The organism is Nocardia sp. NPDC058499, assembly GCF_042719915.1.
Taxonomy (GTDB): domain Bacteria; phylum Actinomycetota; class Actinomycetes; order Mycobacteriales; family Mycobacteriaceae; genus Nocardia.
The window spans coordinates 542,195-562,156 of record NZ_JBHXMZ010000002.1; the positions used below are offsets into that span (position 1 = coordinate 542,195).

The following is a 19,962-nucleotide window of genomic DNA, read 5'->3' on the forward strand; positions in this document are numbered from 1 at the left end:
CGGAAGGTTGTCGCCGATGACATTGTCGCTGCCCGGCCCCGCTCGCAAGGCCGGCGATATCGCGCTGGCCGTGAACGTGATGCGTAAACGCGGCCTGTTCGATCCGCTGCGGCTCGACCACGCCGTCAAGTCGATGGTCAATGCGGGCAAATACGGTCCGTTCGCGGCAGTCGTGATGCATGCCGTGCAGGACCGGCCCCATTCCCCCGCGATCGCCGACGAAAAAGGCGAACTCACCTTCCGCGAGCTGGACGAGCAGTCGAACGCCTTCGCGCGCGGACTCGTCGAACGCGGCCTGCGCGCCGGTGATGTCGTGGCCATCCTGGCCCGCGACCATCGCGGCATGGTGCTGAGCATGCTGACCTCCGGCAAGCTGGGGCTGCGCGCGGTCCTGATGAACACCGGCTTCGCCAAACCGCAGTTCGCCGATGTGGCCGAACGCGAGAAGGTCAAAGCCGTACTGCACGACAGCGAATTCTTCGAGCTGATGAGCGCGATCCCGGACTCGATCCCGCGCATCCTGACCTGGGTCGACGAATCCGACCAGGCGGATCCGGCGATCCCCACGGTCGAATCGGTATCCGCCGGACAATCCACCGCGCCGCTCACCGCGCCCGCTAAACCCGGTGGCACGGTCATCCTGACCAGCGGCACCACCGGCACCCCGAAAGGCGCCCCGCGCGACAAGGTCAGCCCCTTCATCTCCGCCCAGTTCATCGACCGGGTACCGCTGCCCAGCAACGGCACCATGGTGATGGCGGCCCCGATCTTCCACGGCACCGGACTGTCTCAGTTCAGCCTCGGCCTCGGCCTGGGCAACCGGGTGATCTTCCAGCAGCGGCGTTTCGACCCCGAACTCACCCTCGCCAATATCGAGCGCTACCGGGCGGATTCGCTCGTCGTGGTACCGACCATGCTGCAGCGCCTGCTCGACCAGCCGCGCGAAATCCTGGACCGCTACGACGTGTCCTCGCTGCGGGTCATCTTCGCGGCCGGTTCGGCCATCCCACCGGATGTGGTGGTGCGCACCGGCGAATACTTCGGCGATGTGCTGTACAACCTGTACGGCTCCACCGAATGCGCGGTGATCACCGTCGCCACCCCGGAAGAACTACGGGCCGAGCCGACCACCGCGGGTCGGCCACCGGTCGGGGTGCGGATCGCGCTGTACGACGAGAGTCGCAAGCGGATCACCGAACCCGGCGTGACCGGCACGATCTTCATCGACAACCCGCACGCGTTCAAGGCCTATACCGACGGCCGCACCAAGGAACAGGTGGACGGGATGATGTCGTCCGGCGATGTCGGGCATCTGGACCGTAACGGCCTGCTGTTCATCGACGGCCGCGACGACGACATGATCGTCTCCGGCGGCGAGAACGTCTTCCCGCAGGAGGTCGAGCATCTCATCGCCAACCGTCCCGATGTCATGGAGGCCGCGGTGGTCGGCGTGGACGACCACGAATTCGGTAAACGCCTACGGGCCGTGGTGGTCCCCGGACCGGATTCGGCACGCGACCCGCAGGAGATCAAGGACTACGTCAAGGCGAACCTCGCCCGCTACAAAGTCCCCCGCGAAGTGATCTTCCTCGACGAACTCCCCCGCAATGCCACCGGTAAGTTGCTCCGCAAACCCCTGACGGAGCTGGAATCGAACCAGTAAAGCCGGGCCGACCGCGGCTACGAGCCCGTACCGGACGGCCGGCCACTTGCCGTGCCTCGGCACGGTTCCGCACCACCACTGAACTCCTCGAACGGCGGCGCGGCGCTCCCCCGCCCCGAGCAGTGTCGGTTCGCCGACCTCCGCGACCAACATTCCGGTCGCGGACCGGCTCACCGGTGGACCTGACTCACCTTGCCGCAGGTTCCGGCTCAGCACGACCACGCCGGGCGAATACACCTGCGCCGGCCTCCACCGACCGGCGACGGGTGGGTGGTGATCGGTAGCGCCGCTCGTCCGACCTCGCGGCCGACAGAGCACCGAAGCAGCGAGGACGTGGACCCCGTCGGCGCTCAGCCGACGAACAGCAGCACCGACGCCGGTCCGAGGCTCCGACCTCGGCGCCCGCTGAACCGATGCGAGGTCGGCGCGGAGTTCAGCGAGGCCTGAGAGGAGTCGGCCCGTCGAGGGACCGGACCCCGTGCGCGCCGGCGTGCCGAAAACACAGCTATCATCGGCCGGTGCAGATCAGGTTCGGTGCCACCCTTCCGGTGGACCGCCGTGGTGCCGCCCGGGTCCGCGGTGCGGTGGCCGGACTGATCTCGGGCAGCGTGGCGGTAGCCGCTCACGGATGGGCCGCACCGACGGCTGTCCCGGACAGTACGGCGATCATGCTGCTCGGTGCCACCGCCGCGGTACTGGGTGCGCTGGTATCCGGGTTCCGCACCGGGCCGGCCGGGCTCACCGCGGCCTTGGCGGCCGGTCAGCTGCTGGGCCATTTCTGTCTCGGCTGGGGCAGCGGACATCTGCATCACGGTGACCTGCAACTGACACCCGCCATGATCGCGGCGCATGTACTGGCCGCGTGGGCAGCCGCGCTGCTCGTCCGGGGCGCCGAGACCGCCTACCGCACCGGTGCGGCGGCGCTTGCCCGGATCATCCCGTTCTTTCCGCGAGTCCCGGCGATCGCCGGACCGGCGCCGCTGCGTACGACGCACCGCGACCGCCTGATTCCCCGCATCCTCGTCACCGGTGCCGGCGGTACCCGCGCCCCGCCCGCAACCGCCCTGGTCTGATCTCTCGTTCCGGCCTGCGGGCCGCGCCCATGCCTTGCCGCACGGTTGCGCCTTTGTCCGCGCCGGATTCCCCATCCCGGTCGTGCCGTAGCCGGCCGCCGGGGTCTGTGCGCACGCCCGGCACCGTCCGGTGGTGCGCCCGAACCAGCACAGGCAGGTAGCAACCTTGAGTACCACCGACGTCGCCGCGGCGCGCGATAGCGCCGCTCCCGCGACGAATACGAACAGGCCGGGCAGAGGCGCATTCCGCGCGCTCGCACTCCGGCTGCATTTCTACGCCGGCCTCTTCGTGGGGCCGTTCCTCCTGATCGCGGCGGTGACCGGAGCCCTGTACGCGATCTCCCCGACCATCGAATCCTTTACCGGCCGAGACGTGCTGTACACGGATTCCGAGGGCCCGCATCGACCACTGTCCGAGCAGGTGACCGCGGGTGTTGCGACTCGCCCCGACCTCACCCTGGTCGCGGTCGCGCCCGCGCCGGCCTCAGGTGAAACAACCCGGGTGCTGTTCAGCGATCCCGCTCTCGGGGAATCCGACCGTCACGCGGTCTTCGTCGACCCCGTCACCGCGCAACCGGTGGGTGAATCCGTGGTCTACGGCAGCTCCGGCGCGCTGCCGGTCCGGGCCTGGATATCGCAGGCACACCGCCACCTGCACCTGGGTGAACCGGGCCGGCTGTACTCCGAGCTGGCGGCCTCGTGGCTGTGGCTGATCGCCCTGGCCGGACTGGTGTTGTGGGTGCGGCGGGTGCGGGCGCGCCGCCGGCGCAACTCCGCCGCCTGGCTGTTCGCCCCCGATCTGACACCGAATACGCGCGGACGGCGGCTGAACTGGCACGGCGCGGTCGGCATATGGATCCTGCCGATCCTGCTCCTGTTGTCGGCAACAGGACTCACCTGGTCGACCTACGCGGGCGCCAATATCGAGCAGCTACGGGAAAACCTCAGCTGGACCACCCCCGCGGTCGACACCGCGCTACCGAATACACCGGTCCCGGATCACTCCGGCCATACCGGCCATCACAGCGGGCCCGCAATGACGCATACCGTCCCCGCCGAGCGGATCGAACAACTGGACACCGTACTGTCCTCCGCCCGCGCGGCCGGAGTAACCCAGGCCGCCGAGATCAGCGTCCCCGGCGACGACGCGGGGGCCTTCGCCGTGAAGGAACTGCGCCGGTCGGGCACCCTCACGGTGGACGCGGTCGCGGTCGACGGTGCCACCGGCGCGATCACCGACCGGCTGCCCTATTCCGAGTGGAATCTCATGGCCAAACTGGCCAACTGGGGTATCCAGCTCCATATGGGCCTGATGTTCGGCCTGCTCAACCAGCTACTGCTGTTGGCGGCGGTGATCGGCCTGATCACCGTGATCGTGCGCGGCTACCGCATGTGGTGGCAGCGCCGCCCCGCCACCGCCGGTACCTGGCGCGCCGCGGGTAAACCGCCACAGCGCGGTGCGTTTCGCCGTTCCGTGCGGCTCGCGGTCCCGGTTCTTGCCGTAGCCGCGCTGATCGGCTGGTTCGCGCCGGTTTTCGGCGTGAGCCTGCTGGGCTTCCTGGTGGCCGACATCATCGTCGGCCGGGTACGGAGGCCACGTACGGCCGACTGAGCAACCCGACACCCACGCCCACGCCGGGGCCGGCCCGGGGCCTCGTCCGGCCGGCCCCCGCGCGTGCCTTCGTACCCAGCGTCCCGGCAAGGCCGATACGGGGCGGTCACGGCACTCTCCCTCGGGGTCCGGCCGCAGAACTCGGCTGTCACCCCGATTGCCAACACGTCTTATGGCCCCGCGCCGGCCTCGGCGGTTTGCGGGGTTCCGGCAAGCTGAATCCCGGGGTCGGCGGGCTACCGCGATCCGGAGCCCGCGCCCCGACCGGAGCACTGCTGCGCCCGGAGTAGCGGTCCTGGATCGGATAGCCGGCGTCCCGCGGGCCCCGGCCAGGCTCCGCTGTGCGGAGTCATCCGAGTGGTCCGGCGCCCGGTCCGGCGATGGCCTCGAAGGTTCTCGAACGGTCGTAGCCGATTTCGGCCAGGCGCTGCCGTACCGCCTCCCCTACCCGTTCGGCGTCGGCGGTATCGACCAGGGCGATGATGCTGCCGCCGAATCCACCGCCCACCATGCGGGATCCGTGCGCCCCGGCCTCCTGCGCCGTATCGACCGCGGTGTCCAGGACCTCGGTGGATACGGCGAAATCGTCGCGCAGCGAGGCATGTCCTTCGCTCAGCAGAGGGCCGATCGCCCGGGGGTCCACCCCTTCGCGGAGCAGTGCGGCCACCCGGCGTACCCGCTCGTTCTCACTCACCACATGGTGTGCGCGCCGGTACAGCACGGGGTCGGTGAGACCGGCGAGCTGCTCGATACCGCCGATATCGCGCAGCGAACCCACCCCGAGCGCCGCCGCCGCCTCGGCGCATTCGGCCCGGCGGGTGGCATATCCGCCGCCGGCGTGCTCGTGGGCCTGACCGGTATCGATGACCAGCAGCCGCAGACCGGTCGCCGCCAGATCGAACGGAAGCTGTTCGAAACCGCCGGTTTCCGAGCTCTGGAAGGCACGCACATCCAGGAACAGCGCATGTCCTGCGGTACACAGGATCGAGGCGGCGTGGTCGAGGATCCCGGTGGGCGCGCCCACGTAGTCGTTCTCGGCGGCGCGGGCGATGTCGATCAGTTCCCGGTCGCCGGTCTCCGGCGCGCAGAGATCTCGCACGGCCACCGCGGTGGCACAGCACAAGGCGGCCGAGGACGACAATCCGGCGCCGGCCGGTACTTCGCCGTCGAATTCGAGGTCCAGTCCCTCGACCCGATGCCCACGGCGCCCGAATTCGGCCAGCACCCCGAGGGGATACCGCGCCCAGCCGGGTACCCGGTCGCGTTCGGCGGCCAGGTCCGCGGCCGGTAGGCGCACCGGTTCGCCCGGGCGCTGGCGGGACCGTACCCGCACCGGCTCGTCGGTGTGCCGTACGCCGCGGCAGGTGACCGCCAGCGGTATCGCGATCGGCAGGACGAACCCGTCGTTGTAGTCGGTGTGCTCCCCGATCAGGTTGACTCGGCCGGGCGCCGACCAGGCGCGGTGTATGCCGGTCCTCTCCTCGCTCTCAGTCACCGGACCACCGTACGAGCTGCGCCGGGCGGCCGGTCGGTACGCCGCCGGTACTCGGGACACCCGTTACGACGTTGTTGCGCCAAGACAGCGACAAATTCGGCACTGCATGTCATCATCGGACCAATAGTCCAGTTTTGGGGCCGGACGCACAGCGCCCGGCTCGGACATCCCCTCGTACAGGAAGACTCGGTTTCGTCAGCCGCCGCTCGCTGGGCAGGTAGAGCACGACAGACAAGGATTTCCGACCTGAGACGCGGCTCGATTTCACCGGGAATGGAGCGACAACAAGGGGGGCTGATGATCATCAGCGATCCACAGCGTGCAGGACGGTACGGTTTCCACGGGTTACGTTGCTGGGCGGTAGTTTCTGCGATCGCGGGTGCCGCGATCACGGTTCACCTGGTTGTCGACTCCCGCGTGCTGTCCTTGCTGGTGGCGGTCTCGGCCGCGCTGGGCACCGTGGCGGCGATCGTGATCGGGGTACGCCGGCACCGGTCGGTTCCGGCCCTGCCCTGGTACCTGCTGGCGGTCGCGGCGGTCCCGTTCGCCGTCGGTATCGTTGTCCGCGAAATGCCGCCGGCGGCGTCCACCCCTCTCGACGAGATCTGCACGCTCGCCGGATATATCGGAACCTCGCTGGCAGGGCTGCTGTGGCTGCGGCCGCGCCAGGCCCGCGCGCATCCCGATGTGTTACTGGATTCGGGCCTGATCGGGCTCGGTGCCCTGCTGGCGTCCTGGATCTTCCTCATCGCCCCCGTCCTGCACTCCGACGAGGCGGCCATGAATACGCCGACCGCGGTGGTCTTTCCCGTTTTCGATGCGCTACTGCTCACCCTGCTCGCGCATTCGCTGGCCACCTCGAGCCGGTCGGAAACCTCGCTACGGCTACTGCATCTCGGCGTGGCGGGCGCCTTGCTCACCGATATCGGCTACCGCTTGGCGGCGGCGGGCACGCTGACGGTGGATCCGGACGTGCTGCTGCTCCCGCTGCTGGGTACCTATGCGGCGGTGGGCGCGGCGGCGCTGCACCCGACGATGACGACGTTGAGCGCACCGCGGCCGACCCGCCCGCACCATTCCCGGCAGCGCGCCAGCGTTATCGCGGTGGCCCTGGTGGTTTCCTCACTCGTACCGGTGGCCCGGGCCCCGCTCAGCCCGCTCGATCAGGTCATCGTGTCGGTGGTGCTGGCACTGTTGCTGATCGGGTTGCTGATCCGCAGTGAACGCGCCATCGGGCGCAGCGCCCGCAGTGAACGCCAGGCGCAGTACCAGGCCGATCACGATCCGCTCACCGGACTGCTGAACCGTTCGGCGCTGCTGCGCGTTCTGCACCGCGAACATCGGGATTGGGCCGAGCGGTCGCTGTGCTTGCTGTTCGTCGATCTGGACGAGTTCAAGGCGATCAACGACAGTTACGGGCATACGGTCGGCGACGAATTGATCGCCGAGGCCGCGAACCGGATTCGCACCGCTGTACGCCGCGACGATGTGGTGGCCCGGTACGGCGGCGACGAATTCGTCGTGCTGGCACCGCTGGATCGCGACGAGGCGACAAAAATGGCCGAACGTCTGCTGGGCACCTTCATGAAACCGTTCCGGCTCAGTATCGGCGAGGTACCGCTCACCGCCAGTATCGGACTGGCCTGCGGCGGCCCGCGCACGATCGACGCCACCGTCTACGATCTCATCCGCGACGCGGATGCGGCCATGTATCTGGCGAAGCGCCGGGGTTTCGGCTACATGTTCCACGACGCCATGCGGCATACTCCGGCCGAGCCGATCCAGCACGGCTGGCAGCGGGAGACAGCGGTCTGACAACCGTATTCGGACCGCAGCGGGAACCGCGCCGTACAGTCCGAATCCGATTCGGGCGCGAGCAGGCTCAGTCCGTCAGTTCCTCGAGCAGTTTGCGGGCCTGTTCCAGTTCGGCCTGCAGTTGCTGGACTTTGGCTTCCTGCGCACCACGCACCGTTTCGAGCAGGCCTTCGACCACCTCGGCGACCTCGGGGTGCAGCAGTTTCGCCGCCTGGGCGACCGCCGGACCGGCGACCGGCGCGGCGCGCGCGGTGCGTTTCTTACCGCTGGTCACATCGACGGTCCACTCACCGTCCGCGGTGCCGTTGATGGTGACCACGACCTCCGGTGTCTTGGCCTTGCGCGCGGCGGGCGCTTTGGCCGCCTTGGCCGGAGCCGGAGTGCGCGACGCGGCAGCCGGTTTCGCTTCGGCCGCGGGTTTGCTCGCGGTGGCGGCAGCGGATTCGGCGGCCCGTTTCTCGGAGGTGGTCTGGGACGCGGCGGAGGGCACGGGCGCTTCCTTCGGCTCGGGGGCGGTTTTCGGCTGGGGCGCGGATTTCGGTTCGGGTGCGGATTTCGGTTCGGGTGCGGCTTTCGACGCCGCGGGCGCCGGCCGGTCACGCGGTGGTTTGGTGAGTGTCACCTCGGTGGGCCCGAAGGACAGTACATCCTTCGACCCGGTGGGGCGGACCTGCAGGAAATCACCGTCGGCCGGGTCGCCGAGCGAGACGACCTTGCCCGAACGCCCTTCGGTGACCCCCACCGCCGCGGCGGTGAACCACACCATCGGCGGGCGGCCCGCTTCGATCTCCGTGGAGATCTGCTCGAGGTCGTTGTCGGACAGAGGTTTCGGCTTCGCGCTCGAGGGCGTTCGCGACGGCATGGGGTACTCCGGCAATCTCACTGTTTCGTCGAATAGCTGCGTGCACAGATGATGCCGCACCGCACCGACATCTTCACACGCAGGCATGGCGAGACCTTCCGAGCCTGGTAGAACCTGTTCTACTATGGCCGCGAAACGGAGACCGAAGGAGGCATCGTGCCGCTCGACCCGACCGCCATCGAGCTACGGGACGCCGTACTGGCCTCGCCGCGCGCGGTGGCCGTACACGACCGGGCCGCCTGGGTGGGCCTGTTCACCCGTGACGCGGTGGTCAACGACCCCGTCGGCTCCGCCCCGCACCGCGGGCACGCGGCGATCGCCCGCTTCTACGACACCTTCATCGCCCCCAACGACATCGTTTTCGACGTGGCCCACGATTTCGCGGGCCCGGCAACCGTCGTCCGCGACCTCGCCATCACGATCACCATGTCGACCGGCGCCCGGGTGCGGGTTCCGATGCATCTGCGTTACGAGATCACCGCGGAAGACGGCGACCTGCGCATCTCCCATCTCGCGGCCTACTGGGAACTGCTGCCGATGATCGGACAGCTCATGGGAACCGGGATCGCCGGCCTGCGGGCGGGCACCCGCCTCGGCGGCCTGCTGCTACGCAATCAGGGCGTATCCGGGCTCATGGGTATGGCCCAGGCCTGTACCGGTATCGGCCGGACCGGCAAAGAGATCGCGCACCGGCTGTGCGCGGCCGCGGCCGCGGGAGATACGGCGACCGTCACCGAGTTGGCGGGTGGCCGCGAGACGGTGCGGTTGTGGTCGGGTGAGTCGATCACTCCTGCGGAACTGGTCGCGCGGGCCCGCGGCCTGCGCTGCGGGAAAACGCTCGCGGCAGGTCGCTCGGTGACCGTCAGCGGTGAAACCCCCGACGGTCCGGTGCTCTTGATCTTCGACTTCCACCGGGCCACCCCACGCCTGGACACCCTTCGCGTCCACACGCACCGGGTCGCCTGACGCAGAGCAGTCCATCCACCGGATATCCGGTGCGCCCGGCCACACGTGTCGAGCCCTGATCCGCGCCTCTCCGGCACCTCCCCGGCATCTGCAGACACCCGATCCGTGAGCGCCCGGGCCTCGCGGCAACCACGATCACCGCCCCGGACCCCTGCCGCCGGACAGTGGCGAGACGACGGCCCCGGAGCGGGTGTCACATCACCCGCCCAGCTCAGAGCACGATTCTGTTGCGACAACCCCCTCGGCTATTTACTGAGACTCCAAGTCCCGGTAAATTTCGATAGAGAGATGTACGCCATAACGCACGAGGAGGCACCGATGACGCCGTCGACTCTGCCCCGGGCCCCGAAGCTGGGCGCCCGGTACCGCGAGATGCTGGAAACGCTGTCGGAAGGCTCGGTGCGCCGCCGCTTCGACCCTTATCTCGATATCGATTGGGACGCACCCGAGCTGGCCCTCGACCGCGACGATCCCCGCTGGATCCTCTCCCCCGAATACGATCCACTCGGCGCCACCGACTGGTATCGGCAGTTGCCGGTCGAGAAGCAGATCGAGATCGGGCGCTGGCGTATCGCCAACGCCATCAAGGTGGGTGCGGCCTTCGAAACCGTGCTGATCCGCGGCATGATGCAGTACATCGCGAAACTGCCCAACGGCTCGCCGGAGTTCCGCTACTGCCTGCACGAGATGACCGAAGAGTGCAATCACATCCAGATGTTCCAGGAGCTGGTGAACCGGATCGGCGACGATGTCCCCGGGATGCGGCCGATCTTCAAGGCACTGTCCCCGTTCATCGGAGTGGCCGGCGGGTACGCCCATGTCGTCCTTTTCCTCGGCATCCTGGGCGGCGAGGAACCGATCGACCACTATCAGAAGGCGATGATCCGCAACGGCGCCGATCTGCCGCCGCTGGTGGTACGGACGATGGAGATCCATATCGCCGAGGAAGCCCGGCATATCTCGTTCGCGGGTGAATTTCTGCGCGCGCATATCGAGAAACTCGGCCCGGCCTCGACCGCACTGTGCGGGATCTCCTTCCCGCTGGCGCTGCGCTGGCTGGCCGGCGAGATCATGGCGCCCCCGCCCGAGTTCGCCCGCCGATTCGATATACCGCGCTCGGTGATCAAAGAGGCCTTCTGGCGTAGCCCGCACTCCCGTGGAATCCTGTCCGGCTACTTCGGCGATATGCGCACCCTCGCCGACGAACTGGGGCTGATGAACCCGGTCACCACCCGGCTGTGGCGGGCCCTGGGGATCGACGGCGACCGTTCGCGCTACCGCAGCGAACCGGAACGCCGGATCCGGCCCGCGGTCGCCTGACCGATACCTCCGGCCCGGACCGGTCACCTCCGGTCCGGGCCCGGATACTCACGGGGTGACGCTGAGCCCGGCGATCACCTCGGCCAGTTCCCGGTCCGGGTCCACCACCACACCGACCGCACGAGCGGCGCCGTCGAGAACGAACCACGCGTAGCCGGCCAGATCGGCCACCACTTCGGCACGGGTCCGCGCCGGCCCCGGATCGGCGACCCAAGCGGCGAGTACTCCCTCGACCATCGTCACCACGGCGAAGGGCACCGGTTCCAAAGCTGCCGAATCGACCCCCACGATCGCGCCGATCGCCTCGATGAGTTCGCGCGACCGTGCCGCGATACGGGTTTTGAGGCTGCTGATCGCATCGACATTGTCCGGCCCGCCCGCCGGTGGCCCGGAACGCGCGAACGCAGTGAGGTTGGGGTGATCGCCCATCCAATCGGCCACCGCCCGCACCGTGCGGGTGATGATCTCCCGCACCGAACCGCTGGACACGTCCAGCTGCGCGTCCAGAACAGCGCCGAGATCGTCGATCAGATACGACCGGATCCGCCGGTCCAGATCTTCGCGCCCGCTGAACTGCCGGTACACGACCGATTTGGCAACCCCGGCCCGCTTGGCGATCTGGAGTACCGGGATCTCCGCGCCGGCCGGTTTCTCCTCGAGCAGTTCCACCGCGGCCTGCAGGATCGAGCGCTGCCGTTCGGTGTTGTGCTGCTGCCACCGCGCCTCGTACCCATTGACCGCCCCCGGGATCCGCGACCGCGGTGAAGCCACCGACATGCCTGGCAGTGTACTCAGCATCGCGGACGCGGGCGCACGCATGCCGGGGCCGGTTCTTCACGACGATTTCACCTGCGCCCGGATCCTGCACCGGCAAATGAAAGAACATTTACACATACATTAATGCGATATTTCCCACGCGGATCACTTAATGCTCCCGCCATATTTCTACGAACCGGTCGTTTTGTCGATCATGATCTTGTCCACCACCTGCGGGTATCCCCGAACCCGTTCCCGCACAGACTTATCCACATTACCGGTCGATCGAGAACCACGGCCACGCTTCGAATCCGGAAAATCGGAGCGGCACAAATCTGAGCGCGGCCCCATCGAAAAAGGCTAGAATTGCGGCACATTGGTACCGGGCGGGTCCGGCGATCTGCTGTCACAACGTTGCTCGGTCGCGGGAGTTTCCGGCGAACCGGTTTCGGGGGCGGCGAAAATCGAAGCTGCGTACCCACACGTGGCGACCCGCCGGCGCACCACGCGTACAGGAGGCAAGGATGCCCGACAACACCGGCCCCGAGGAGAACGACGTGGAAACCAGCACCGACCACACCCCGGTGATCTGGCCCGAGCCCAGCAGGCTGGAGGCCTGGTGGCGTGACATCATGGCCGATCCGGGCGCACCGGGCCCGGCCGGCGAACCCGAACCGTTCCCGCCGTCCCTCACTCGCAATGCCTGATCCGGCGGCCGGTCGGCCGACGGCACAGGGCTGTACCTGCCAGTGACTTCGCGCCGCTGCCCCTGCCGTGGCGTCGCGACCTCCGAGTCCGGTCAGCGGGGCGCCACACGGGGCCACTGACCCCGGGGGCGCGTCGACTATCCGTCCAGCCGAGGGGTGAGCCGCACCAGCGGGATCTCACGTGTGGTCCGTTTCTGATAGTCACCGTAGACCGGGTAGTCGGCGACGATCCGGGGCCACAGCGGCGCCCGCTCCTCCGGCGGTAGAACGCGAGCGGTCATCGGCTTACGGGGCCCGTTGCGGAACGCGACCTCGACCGCGGGGTTGTCCCGGAGATTGTGATACCACGCGGGATTCGTCGGGTCGCCGGCGCGGGAGGCGACGATGATGTAGTCGGTGCCGTCCACGACCGGCGCCGTCAGCATGACGGAACGAGGACGACCGGATTTACGGCCGATGGTGATCAGTTCGAGAGCCGGCATCCCGAAGTACTCGGTCCCCATCCGGCCGAAGCTGAAGCGCAGCAGTGCGCGGTGCGCCGTATTGACGGCTCTGAGCGTGAAATTCGACGGCATGGCAGATCATCCTCCGGTCGGCGGCAGCGCGTACCAGCAAACCAGTTCGGGTCGCGGTCCGGCAACGCATGCGCCGGTGTAGACGTACGCGCGCAGCGTCCCCGAGGACAACTGCCCAACGACCGCCCCGCACGTTGCGCCCGAACTCGTTGCGTCCGCGCGATGTTCACCATCGCCTCATTTTACGGTTCGTTGCCGCTACGTGACCTACCAGGGAGCGAAGCGGTGAATTACACGAATGCAATTCGCCGGAGCGATTTACCGAGGACCCGAAAATGCCTTATCTCACCGAGTTCTCGATGCCTCTATTCGGAATCACCGAGCCCGCACAACACTGGAAAAGACCACACACCACTTGATTAGCTAGCTATTTGCCGTAACTCGCCGACCGAAAGCGCGGCACATTGCACCGCACCCACCGAGCGGTGGCGAGGACGGTCCCGGCCGGCCGAAGCCCCGATATACAGCCGGTCCAGCATCGGCGCGCGCCGCAACTCCCGGCTTTCCGACCGTTCGCCAGACCGCCCACCTAGGCCGGGAAAGGACGGCATCCCTCCCGCCGAAACCGCCGTAGCGGCGCACTGTCAGGCCGGAACATCCGGGCGACACGCCCTGAAGACAAGAGAAGGCCCCGGAGAGGAGATCCTCTCCGGGGCCCTTCCCGGTAGTAGCGGGGACAGGATTTGAACCTGCGACCTCTGGGTTATGAGCCCAGCGAGCTACCGAGCTGCTCCACCCCGCGTTGGGTGAACACAACATTACACACGACTTCTCGGGAATGACAAATCGCCAGGTCAACGGCATTTTCGGACTTCACCAACGAACCGATCGACACCTCGAAACAGGCCCGAGAGCGAAAGTCGTCGATCGAACCGTTGCCGTTTCGTGCACACCGACCGCAATGAGTGTTAGCGGATCGATTGCCCAGGGTCTCGAACGCAATACGCGTGACACGGATTACGATTTTTTGGTGATCCCCGTCACATTTCCGTGTTATCACACGACCGGATGGGTAGCGGAAATTCGGATTATGACCAGCAGTTTTCCATATATTCCCAGATCTCGCCAATACACATATTGATAGTTATCGATACGTGATCTGCGGAGATTTCTTCGTTACGGTCGTTCCCAGGCCCCGACCAGACCGGGACGGGCCGGCCGAACCGGAGAACACCGGAAACCCTGTCCCACGGTTCGGAACAAACCCCGACACAACACCTGGGGACAGGGGCACGCAGCTTCCAACGCGCTGCCGGTGGGCACAGGGAGGGATTCGCATATGACCAAGACCCGAAAGTTCAGCACTCGCGCCCTCGGCATGACCGCTATCGCCGGGGCACTCGTTGCCGTACCGTTCGGTCTTTCCACTGCCACCGCTTCGGCCTACTCGGGCAACTGGGACGCTGTCGCCCAGTGCGAGAGCGGCGGCGACTGGTCCACCAACACCGGCAACGGCTACTACGGCGGCCTGCAGTTCTCCCAGAGCACCTGGGAGGCCAACGGTGGTAGCGGCTCGGCGCACAACGCCAGCCGCGAGGAGCAGATCCGCGTCGCCGAGAACGTCCTCGCCACCCAGGGCCCCGGCGCCTGGCCGGTGTGCGGTTCGAACCTGTGACACCGCACGGCGCCTGATCGAGCGCCGGTCACCGCGTAAACAAGAGGCGCTGCCATCCTTGACGGATGGCAGCGCCTCTTGCGTTATCTGCCGGCCCGGGGCCCGGGCCGGTTGTTACCTCCCGGCGTCCTGATATGCCTTGACCGCGGCATCCAGCTCGTCCAGTGCCCGGCCGAAGTCCTCGAAGTTCCCGGTACGCATCGCAGTGCGCACCGCTTCGATCTTGCGGTTCAGTTCGGCCGCGGCGGCACTCTGGGCTGCCGAACCCGTGGCCGCCGGCGGCGGGGCAGTCCCCTCGGCGGTACCGGCGCCCTGGTCCTCGGGTTGCGGATCCGTTTCCTCCGTCGGCGGCGCGTCGCCGGGACTCGGCCGGGTGGCCGGATCGCCACCCGACGGCGTCGCCAGCGCACCGGCACCCGGCAGCACCTGGTTCAGCGCGTCGGCAAGTGTCGACCCGTACCCGACCTTCACACTGCCGGCCTGGTCGCGATAGCTGACCAGCACGCGCAGCAGCTGCGGGAAGGTCGCCGTGTTCTGGCCGGTATTGCGTTCGTTGTAGAACGGCTCGACGTACAGGATCCCGCCGTCGGCGATCGGCAGGGTGAGCAGATTGCCGTATCTGATCTTGTTCGAGTTGGACAGCAGGGTTTTCTCCTGCGAGACCTGCGGCGCTGTGGTCATCGTGTTCTGCGTCTGCTGCGGACCCTGGGTCTGGGTATCGGTCGGCAGTTGCAAGATTCTGAACTGGCCGTACCCCTCCGGATCGGAGCGCACCGAGATATAGGACGACAGGAACTGCCGGTTGTAGCCGACCATCGCGCTGGTCAGGTTGAACGTCGGCTTACCGGTCTCCGGATCGCCCAGCAGCACGTAGTAGGGCGGCTGGCTCGCCGAGACACCCTCCACCGTCGGATCGGCAGGCACCGACCAGAACGCGTTGTTGGTGAAGAACTCGCGCGGATCGTCCACGTGGTACTTGGTGAGCATCTCGCGCTGGACCTTGAACAGATCCTCCGGATAACGGAAATGCGCGCGCAGCTCGGGGCTGATCTCGCTCTCCGGGTTCACCGCGTCGGGGAACACCCCGCGCCAGGCCTGCAGGACCGGATCGGAGGGGTCGGTCTCGTAGAGCTCGACGGTGCCGTCATAGGCGTCGACGGTCGCCTTCACCGAATTACGGATGTAGCTGACCTCTTTACGGGGCAGCAACCGGCCGGTGCGCTGGTCGATACTGTCCTCGAGCGCGCCCTCCAACGATGTGGTCTGCGCGTAGGGATAGTTGTCGAGCGTGGTGTAGGCGTCGACGATCCACTTGATCCGGCCGTCCACGACCGCGGGATAGGCGTTGCCATCCGGGGTGAGCCATGGCGCGACCTTCTGTACCCGCTCCCGGGGGGAGCGGTTGTAGATGATCTTCGAATCGCTGCCGATCGCCGAGGAGAACAAGATATTGCGCTCGGCGTACTTGGCGGCGAACGCCACCCGGTTGAACCAGTTGCCGATCGGCACACCACCGGCACCGTCGTAGGTGAACCGTTCCCGGTCGGTGTCGTACTCGCGGGGCTCCTGGCCCTCCTCGGAACCCACGATGGCGTAATCCGGGTCCGACTGCGAGATCAGTTCGCCGTAGTAGATCCGCGGTTGATCGACCTTGATCCGCTGCTGATCCTTCGGTGTGAACAGATCGCTGACCAGGAAGATCGGGTATCCGGAGTCGCTGCTGCCGCCCGAGTTGGGATCTTCGGACTGCGGCCGGTTGACCCGGTTGGCCGGAGCGGCGACGAACCCGTTGCCGTGGGTGTAGACCGTGTGCTTGTTGATCCAGTCGGTCTGGTTACCGCTGAGGGTGGACGGCGAGAGTTCACGAGCCGCGACGATGTAGTCCTGAACCTGCCCGTTGATCTCGTACCGGTCGATATCGAGTGCCTCGGGGAACCCGTAGAAGTTCTTCAGCTGGCGCAACTGGGTGAATGTCGGCGACAGGATATTCGGGTCGAGCAGCCGGGCGTTGGCGATGGTGGCATGGTCGACCGGCACATCCACCGGGTTCTTGCTGCTCTCGCCCTTGTAGGGGACGTATTCGATCTTGTCGTCGGTAATGCCGTACGCGTCCCGGGTGGCGGCGATATTGCGTTCGATGTACTCGCGTTCCTTCTCCGCCGCGTTCGGGCGCACCGAGAACTGCTCGACCATCAGCGGCCACACCGCACCGACCAGCACCGACGAGAGCACCAGCAGCGCCGCCGCCATCGCGGGCACCCGCAGGTCACGCAGCACGATCCCGGCGAAGAACGCGATCGCACAGATGACCGCGATGGACAACAGGATCAGCTTGGCCGGCAACACCGCGTTGATATCGGTGAACGAGCCGCCGTTGAAGGTGGGTTCCTTACGGCTGCTCATCAACAGCTGATACCGGTCGAACCAGTAGGCGACGGCCTTGAGCAACACGAAGGTCCCGGCCAGGGCCGCGAGCTGGACCCGCGCCGGCGTGGTGAGCACGCCCTCACGCCCGGTCAGGCGCAGACCGCCGAAGATGTAGTGCGTCACCAGATTTGCGAAGAAAGCGATCACCACGGCGACGAACAGCCAATTCAGCACCATGGTGTAGAACGGCAGATCGAAGGCGTAGAAACCGACGTCCAACCCGAACTGGGGATCGGTACGGCCGAACGAGCCGCCGTGCAGGAACAATTGGACGGTAACCCAGTTCGACTGCGCCACCAGGCCCGAGAGAACACCCAGTAGCGCCGGGATACCGAGACCGAACAGCTTCAGCTTGCTCAGCACGGTCGTGCGGTAGCGCGCGATCGGATCACCGGCCCCGGAGGTCGGCACGAATACCGGCCGGGATCGGTAGGCCAGCAGCAGCGCCAGCCAGACGATCGCGCCGACGACGATCGCGACCGCGAGGAAGACCGCGACCCTGGTCAGTAGAACGGTCAGGTAGACACCACGGAAATCGACCTCCCCGAACCACAACCAGTTCGTGTACGTGTCGACGAGCCGTGGCCCTACCAACAGCAGTGCGGCCAGCACTACCGCCGCCACCAGCAGCAGACGGCTGCGCCGGGACAGCGAGGGTAAACCGGCTTGGGGGCGCATGCCCACGATGCCACTCTCCAGGGTCCGGCGGCGGGCGAACCGGTAGCGCCACCGGCCGCTGCACCGCAGTCCGAATTGTTGCGGTCGGGTCCGTGCGGACCTTCAGCGCCCACTTTACGGAAAACGGACATCTTGGCGAGCGCAGGGTTCGGCCGGTGTCGCCGCGCAGGATGCGAGGATGGTCCGGTGAGCGACGACCTGCATGCCGAAATAGTCCTTGCCCGTTCCGTCCACGAGGTCGCCGAATTCGTGGACGCCGAGGGCTGGGGCGCCGCACCACAGATGTTCGCCCTGGTGCGGACCGCGGATCTGGTGGTCGCCGAGCCCACCCTCATCGATCAGATCGACACCGCGAACGAACTGACTCCGGTGGCGCAGGACCCGCTGCCCGACGAGGTCACCGCCGGAACGATGCCGCTGGACGAATTCCTGGCCACCACGAGTTGGCCGCCCGCGGTCGCCGGGTGTGTCCTGGTCCAGGAAATCGTCGTCCTGCCACCGGACGCCGAAGCGGATCTCGACGACGCACTCACTCCGCTGCTGGCCGATGCCGACGCCGCCGATGCGGCCGGCCGGGCCGCCGCCCACGCCCATCCGGGACGCCGCGACGCCCGTCTGTTCGCCGCCGCGCTGCGGGCCGGAAACAGCCTGTGCCTGCTGCAATTACGGCCCGAGGACGAATCCGACGACGACGGCGACCTGGATCTGCGGACCTATCCGGACCTCGCGCCGAATCTGGTCGAGGCGCTGCGCCATACGCTGGAGGACTCCGGCGACTGACCGCCGCCGGGGCCAGGGATCAGGCGCAGCTCGGGGCCTGCTCGCCCGCCGAGAGATCTTCCAGCGCCTGTACCGCGCCCGCCAGCGTTTCCACCCGGACCAGCCGCAGCCCGTCCGGCACCCGCTGGATCGCCTCGCTGCAGTTGTCCGACGGCACCAGGAAGGTTTCGGCGCCCGCTTCACTGGCCGCCATCATCTTGTACTGGATTCCGCCGATCGGGCCGACATTGCCGTCCCCGTCGATGGTGCCGGTGCCGGCGATGAACGTGCCACCGTCCAGATCACCCGGGCTCAACTTCTCGACCAGCGCCAGGCTGAACATCAGTCCGGCGGAGGGCCCGCCGATATCGGGCAGGTAGAAATCGACCTGCATCGGCGGCGCCGCGGCCTCGGTCGGAGTGAGGCCCAGATATCCCTTGGTCTCGTCGTCGGGGCGCGCACCGAGGGTGACGTTCACCGTCTGCTCGGCACCGTCGCGGCGGATGACCAGCGACAGCACCGTCCCCGGCGCACTGTTCGAGACCGCGGTGACGACATCCTGCGGGGTGGAGACGGGGGTGCCGTTCACGCTCACGATCTGGTCACCCGGGCGCAGCGCATCCCGGGACGGACCGTCCTCGGACACCTGGTGCACCAGCACCGCGGTGGGGAGGTTCAACTGACGCATCGCCGCGACCTCGGCATTGCTCTCCGAGTTCGTGAACTCCTGTTCGTTGGACTTGTCCACTTCCTCGCGCGTCAGCCCCGGCGGGTACACCTCGGCCCGCGGCACGATGCCGTGCCGGCCGCTGACCCAGAACCCGAGCGCCTCGAACAGGGTCAGGCCGTCGCGCATGGCGATCGTGGTCATATTCAGCTGGCCGGAGGTCCGGTCCACCTCGGCGCCGGTCACCCCCACGACCTCGCGGCCCTCGAATTTCCCCAGCGTGTCATGGGTGGGCCCGGGTCCGAGCGCGACGAACGGCACGGTGTAGACAGTGCCGATCACACCGAGCAACAGAATGGGGACCAGGGCGACGAGGAGCGTGATGATCCGACGATTCACCCGGTCAACACTAGCGATCCGACCCCGCCCGGCGCCCGCAGGCACGCGCGAGCCGACCGCGCTCGCGCTGTCTCAGGTGGGCGGCACCCAGCTGGTCACGCCTGACGGGCGAGTGCCTGCTTCACATCGGCCAGCGACGGGTTCGTGGCCGTGGAGCCGTCGGCGAACTTCACGGTCGGAACCACATGGTTGCCGTTGTTCACACTGCCCACGAACTCCGCCGAGGCCGGATCCTGCTCGATATCTACCTCCACATAGGTGATCCCGGCCTCTTTCAGCTGGGTCTTCAGCCGGCGGCAGTAGCCGCACCAGGTGGTGGAGTACATGGTCAGATCGGGTGTCGAATCACTCACGCAGAGAGCAACGCCGCCACCGGTGCCGGTGTTCCAGCTCGGGCCCGTTGATTTCCCGCCCTGGCTCGCAAGGGCCCGGCTGTCTCGAATCTCCACAGCGCCGACGCGCTCGGTCGATCACATCGCCGTGGCCGGGTACTGCTCGACAGCGCTCCGGAGATCGCGTTGTCCGCTTCGGCGGATGGGAAGGTCGGATCCCTGGCCGGGCGCTCGCCCCCGA

15 protein-coding genes, 1 tRNA gene and 1 pseudogene are annotated in these 19,962 nt (G+C 67.3%); 9 read left to right on the plus strand and 8 right to left on the minus strand.

The features are described 5' to 3' along the window. Positions 1–16: 16 nt before the first annotated feature. The 3 genes from ACFWPH_RS07680 (at position 17) to ACFWPH_RS07690 (ending at position 4,348) form a co-directional block, all read left to right on the plus strand. Complete coding sequence (locus tag ACFWPH_RS07680; RefSeq protein ID WP_378748791.1) at positions 17–1,663, plus strand: acyl-CoA synthetase; 1,647 nt, start codon at positions 17–19, stop codon at positions 1,661–1,663. A gap of 518 nt (positions 1,664–2,181) precedes the next feature. Then, positions 2,182–2,736 (plus strand): hypothetical protein, encoded by a 555-nt coding sequence (locus ACFWPH_RS07685; RefSeq protein ID WP_378748792.1) that lies wholly within the window; start codon positions 2,182–2,184, stop codon positions 2,734–2,736. Between the two features lie 166 nt (positions 2,737–2,902). Further along, positions 2,903–4,348, plus strand: coding sequence for a PepSY-associated TM helix domain-containing protein (locus ACFWPH_RS07690; protein WP_378748793.1), 1,446 nt, complete (start codon positions 2,903–2,905; stop codon positions 4,346–4,348). A 349-nt stretch (positions 4,349–4,697) separates the two neighbouring features. Here ACFWPH_RS07690 and galK read toward each other — a convergent pair whose 3' ends face one another. Continuing rightward, positions 4,698–5,843, minus strand: coding sequence for a galactokinase (galK, locus tag ACFWPH_RS07695; protein WP_378748794.1), 1,146 nt, complete (start codon positions 5,841–5,843; stop codon positions 4,698–4,700). Between the two features lie 297 nt (positions 5,844–6,140). Between galK and ACFWPH_RS07700 the strand changes: the two genes are divergently transcribed. Beyond that, the gene (locus tag ACFWPH_RS07700; RefSeq protein WP_378748795.1) at positions 6,141–7,658 is read left to right on the plus strand and encodes a diguanylate cyclase domain-containing protein; all 1,518 of its coding nucleotides are present in this window, start codon (positions 6,141–6,143) and stop codon (positions 7,656–7,658) included. Positions 7,659–7,725: 67 nt separating this feature from the next. Here ACFWPH_RS07700 and ACFWPH_RS07705 read toward each other — a convergent pair whose 3' ends face one another. Continuing rightward, on the minus strand, positions 7,726–8,520 hold the full coding sequence (locus ACFWPH_RS07705; protein WP_378748796.1) for a DUF6319 family protein: 795 nt from the start codon (positions 8,518–8,520) through the stop codon (positions 7,726–7,728). A gap of 156 nt (positions 8,521–8,676) precedes the next feature. Between ACFWPH_RS07705 and ACFWPH_RS07710 the strand changes: the two genes are divergently transcribed. Beyond that, positions 8,677–9,486: a nuclear transport factor 2 family protein gene (locus ACFWPH_RS07710; RefSeq protein WP_378748797.1), complete on the plus strand. Its 810-nt coding sequence runs from the start codon at positions 8,677–8,679 to the stop codon at positions 9,484–9,486. A 318-nt stretch (positions 9,487–9,804) separates the two neighbouring features. Continuing rightward, positions 9,805–10,806, plus strand: coding sequence for a diiron oxygenase (locus ACFWPH_RS07715; RefSeq protein ID WP_378748798.1), 1,002 nt, complete (start codon positions 9,805–9,807; stop codon positions 10,804–10,806). 48 nt (positions 10,807–10,854) lie between these two features. Here ACFWPH_RS07715 and ACFWPH_RS07720 read toward each other — a convergent pair whose 3' ends face one another. Further along, positions 10,855–11,583: a TetR/AcrR family transcriptional regulator gene (locus ACFWPH_RS07720; protein WP_378748799.1), complete on the minus strand. Its 729-nt coding sequence runs from the start codon at positions 11,581–11,583 to the stop codon at positions 10,855–10,857. A 503-nt stretch (positions 11,584–12,086) separates the two neighbouring features. Here ACFWPH_RS07720 and ACFWPH_RS07725 point away from each other — a divergent pair. Beyond that, the gene (locus tag ACFWPH_RS07725; protein WP_156052248.1) at positions 12,087–12,269 is read left to right on the plus strand and encodes a hypothetical protein; all 183 of its coding nucleotides are present in this window, start codon (positions 12,087–12,089) and stop codon (positions 12,267–12,269) included. A gap of 137 nt (positions 12,270–12,406) precedes the next feature. Here the strand turns inward: ACFWPH_RS07725 and ACFWPH_RS07730 are convergent, their stop codons facing one another. Next, the gene (locus ACFWPH_RS07730; RefSeq protein ID WP_378748800.1) at positions 12,407–12,844 is read right to left on the minus strand and encodes a nitroreductase/quinone reductase family protein; all 438 of its coding nucleotides are present in this window, start codon (positions 12,842–12,844) and stop codon (positions 12,407–12,409) included. Positions 12,845–13,512: 668 nt separating this feature from the next. Continuing rightward, positions 13,513–13,586, minus strand: a tRNA-Met gene (locus ACFWPH_RS07735). A gap of 537 nt (positions 13,587–14,123) precedes the next feature. Between ACFWPH_RS07735 and ACFWPH_RS07740 the strand changes: the two are divergent. Next, a pseudogene (locus ACFWPH_RS07740) lies at positions 14,124–14,456 on the plus strand (transglycosylase family protein); the annotation flags it as partial. Positions 14,457–14,573: 117 nt separating this feature from the next. On the opposite strand, the gene ACFWPH_RS07745 reads toward ACFWPH_RS07740, so the two are convergent. Next, positions 14,574–17,570, minus strand: a complete 2,997-nt coding sequence (locus ACFWPH_RS07745; RefSeq protein ID WP_378748801.1) for a UPF0182 family protein — start codon at positions 17,568–17,570, stop codon at positions 14,574–14,576. A gap of 180 nt (positions 17,571–17,750) precedes the next feature. On the opposite strand from ACFWPH_RS07745, the gene ACFWPH_RS07750 reads away from it, so the two are divergent. Beyond that, positions 17,751–18,344: a PPA1309 family protein gene (locus tag ACFWPH_RS07750; RefSeq protein ID WP_378748802.1), complete on the plus strand. Its 594-nt coding sequence runs from the start codon at positions 17,751–17,753 to the stop codon at positions 18,342–18,344. Positions 18,345–18,363: 19 nt separating this feature from the next. Here the strand turns inward: ACFWPH_RS07750 and ACFWPH_RS07755 are convergent, their stop codons facing one another. Both ACFWPH_RS07755 and ACFWPH_RS07760 read right to left on the minus strand, forming a co-directional pair. Further along, positions 18,364–19,389, minus strand: a complete 1,026-nt coding sequence (locus ACFWPH_RS07755; protein ID WP_378748803.1) for a PDZ domain-containing protein — start codon at positions 19,387–19,389, stop codon at positions 18,364–18,366. Positions 19,390–19,484: 95 nt separating this feature from the next. Further along, positions 19,485–19,715: a mycoredoxin gene (locus tag ACFWPH_RS07760; RefSeq protein ID WP_033243570.1), complete on the minus strand. Its 231-nt coding sequence runs from the start codon at positions 19,713–19,715 to the stop codon at positions 19,485–19,487. Positions 19,716–19,962 lie beyond the last annotated feature (247 nt).

Bases quoted from the DNA above. Each gene is read 5' to 3' on its own strand.
- ACFWPH_RS07720 (WP_378748799.1), bottom strand. From the start codon at position 11,583: ATGTCGGTGGCTTCACCGCGGTCGCGGATCCCGGGGGCGGTCAATGGG.
- ACFWPH_RS07715 (WP_378748798.1), top strand. From the start codon at position 9,805: ATGACGCCGTCGACTCTGCCCCGGGCCCCGAAGCTGGGCGCCCGGTAC.
- ACFWPH_RS07760 (WP_033243570.1), bottom strand. From the start codon at position 19,715: ATGTACTCCACCACCTGGTGCGGCTACTGCCGCCGGCTGAAGACCCAG.
- ACFWPH_RS07680 (WP_378748791.1), top strand. From the start codon at position 17: ATGACATTGTCGCTGCCCGGCCCCGCTCGCAAGGCCGGCGATATCGCG.
- ACFWPH_RS07700 (WP_378748795.1), top strand. From the start codon at position 6,141: ATGATCATCAGCGATCCACAGCGTGCAGGACGGTACGGTTTCCACGGG.
- ACFWPH_RS07730 (WP_378748800.1), bottom strand. From the start codon at position 12,844: ATGCCGTCGAATTTCACGCTCAGAGCCGTCAATACGGCGCACCGCGCA.
- ACFWPH_RS07705 (WP_378748796.1), bottom strand. From the start codon at position 8,520: ATGCCGTCGCGAACGCCCTCGAGCGCGAAGCCGAAACCTCTGTCCGAC.
- ACFWPH_RS07725 (WP_156052248.1), top strand. From the start codon at position 12,087: ATGCCCGACAACACCGGCCCCGAGGAGAACGACGTGGAAACCAGCACC.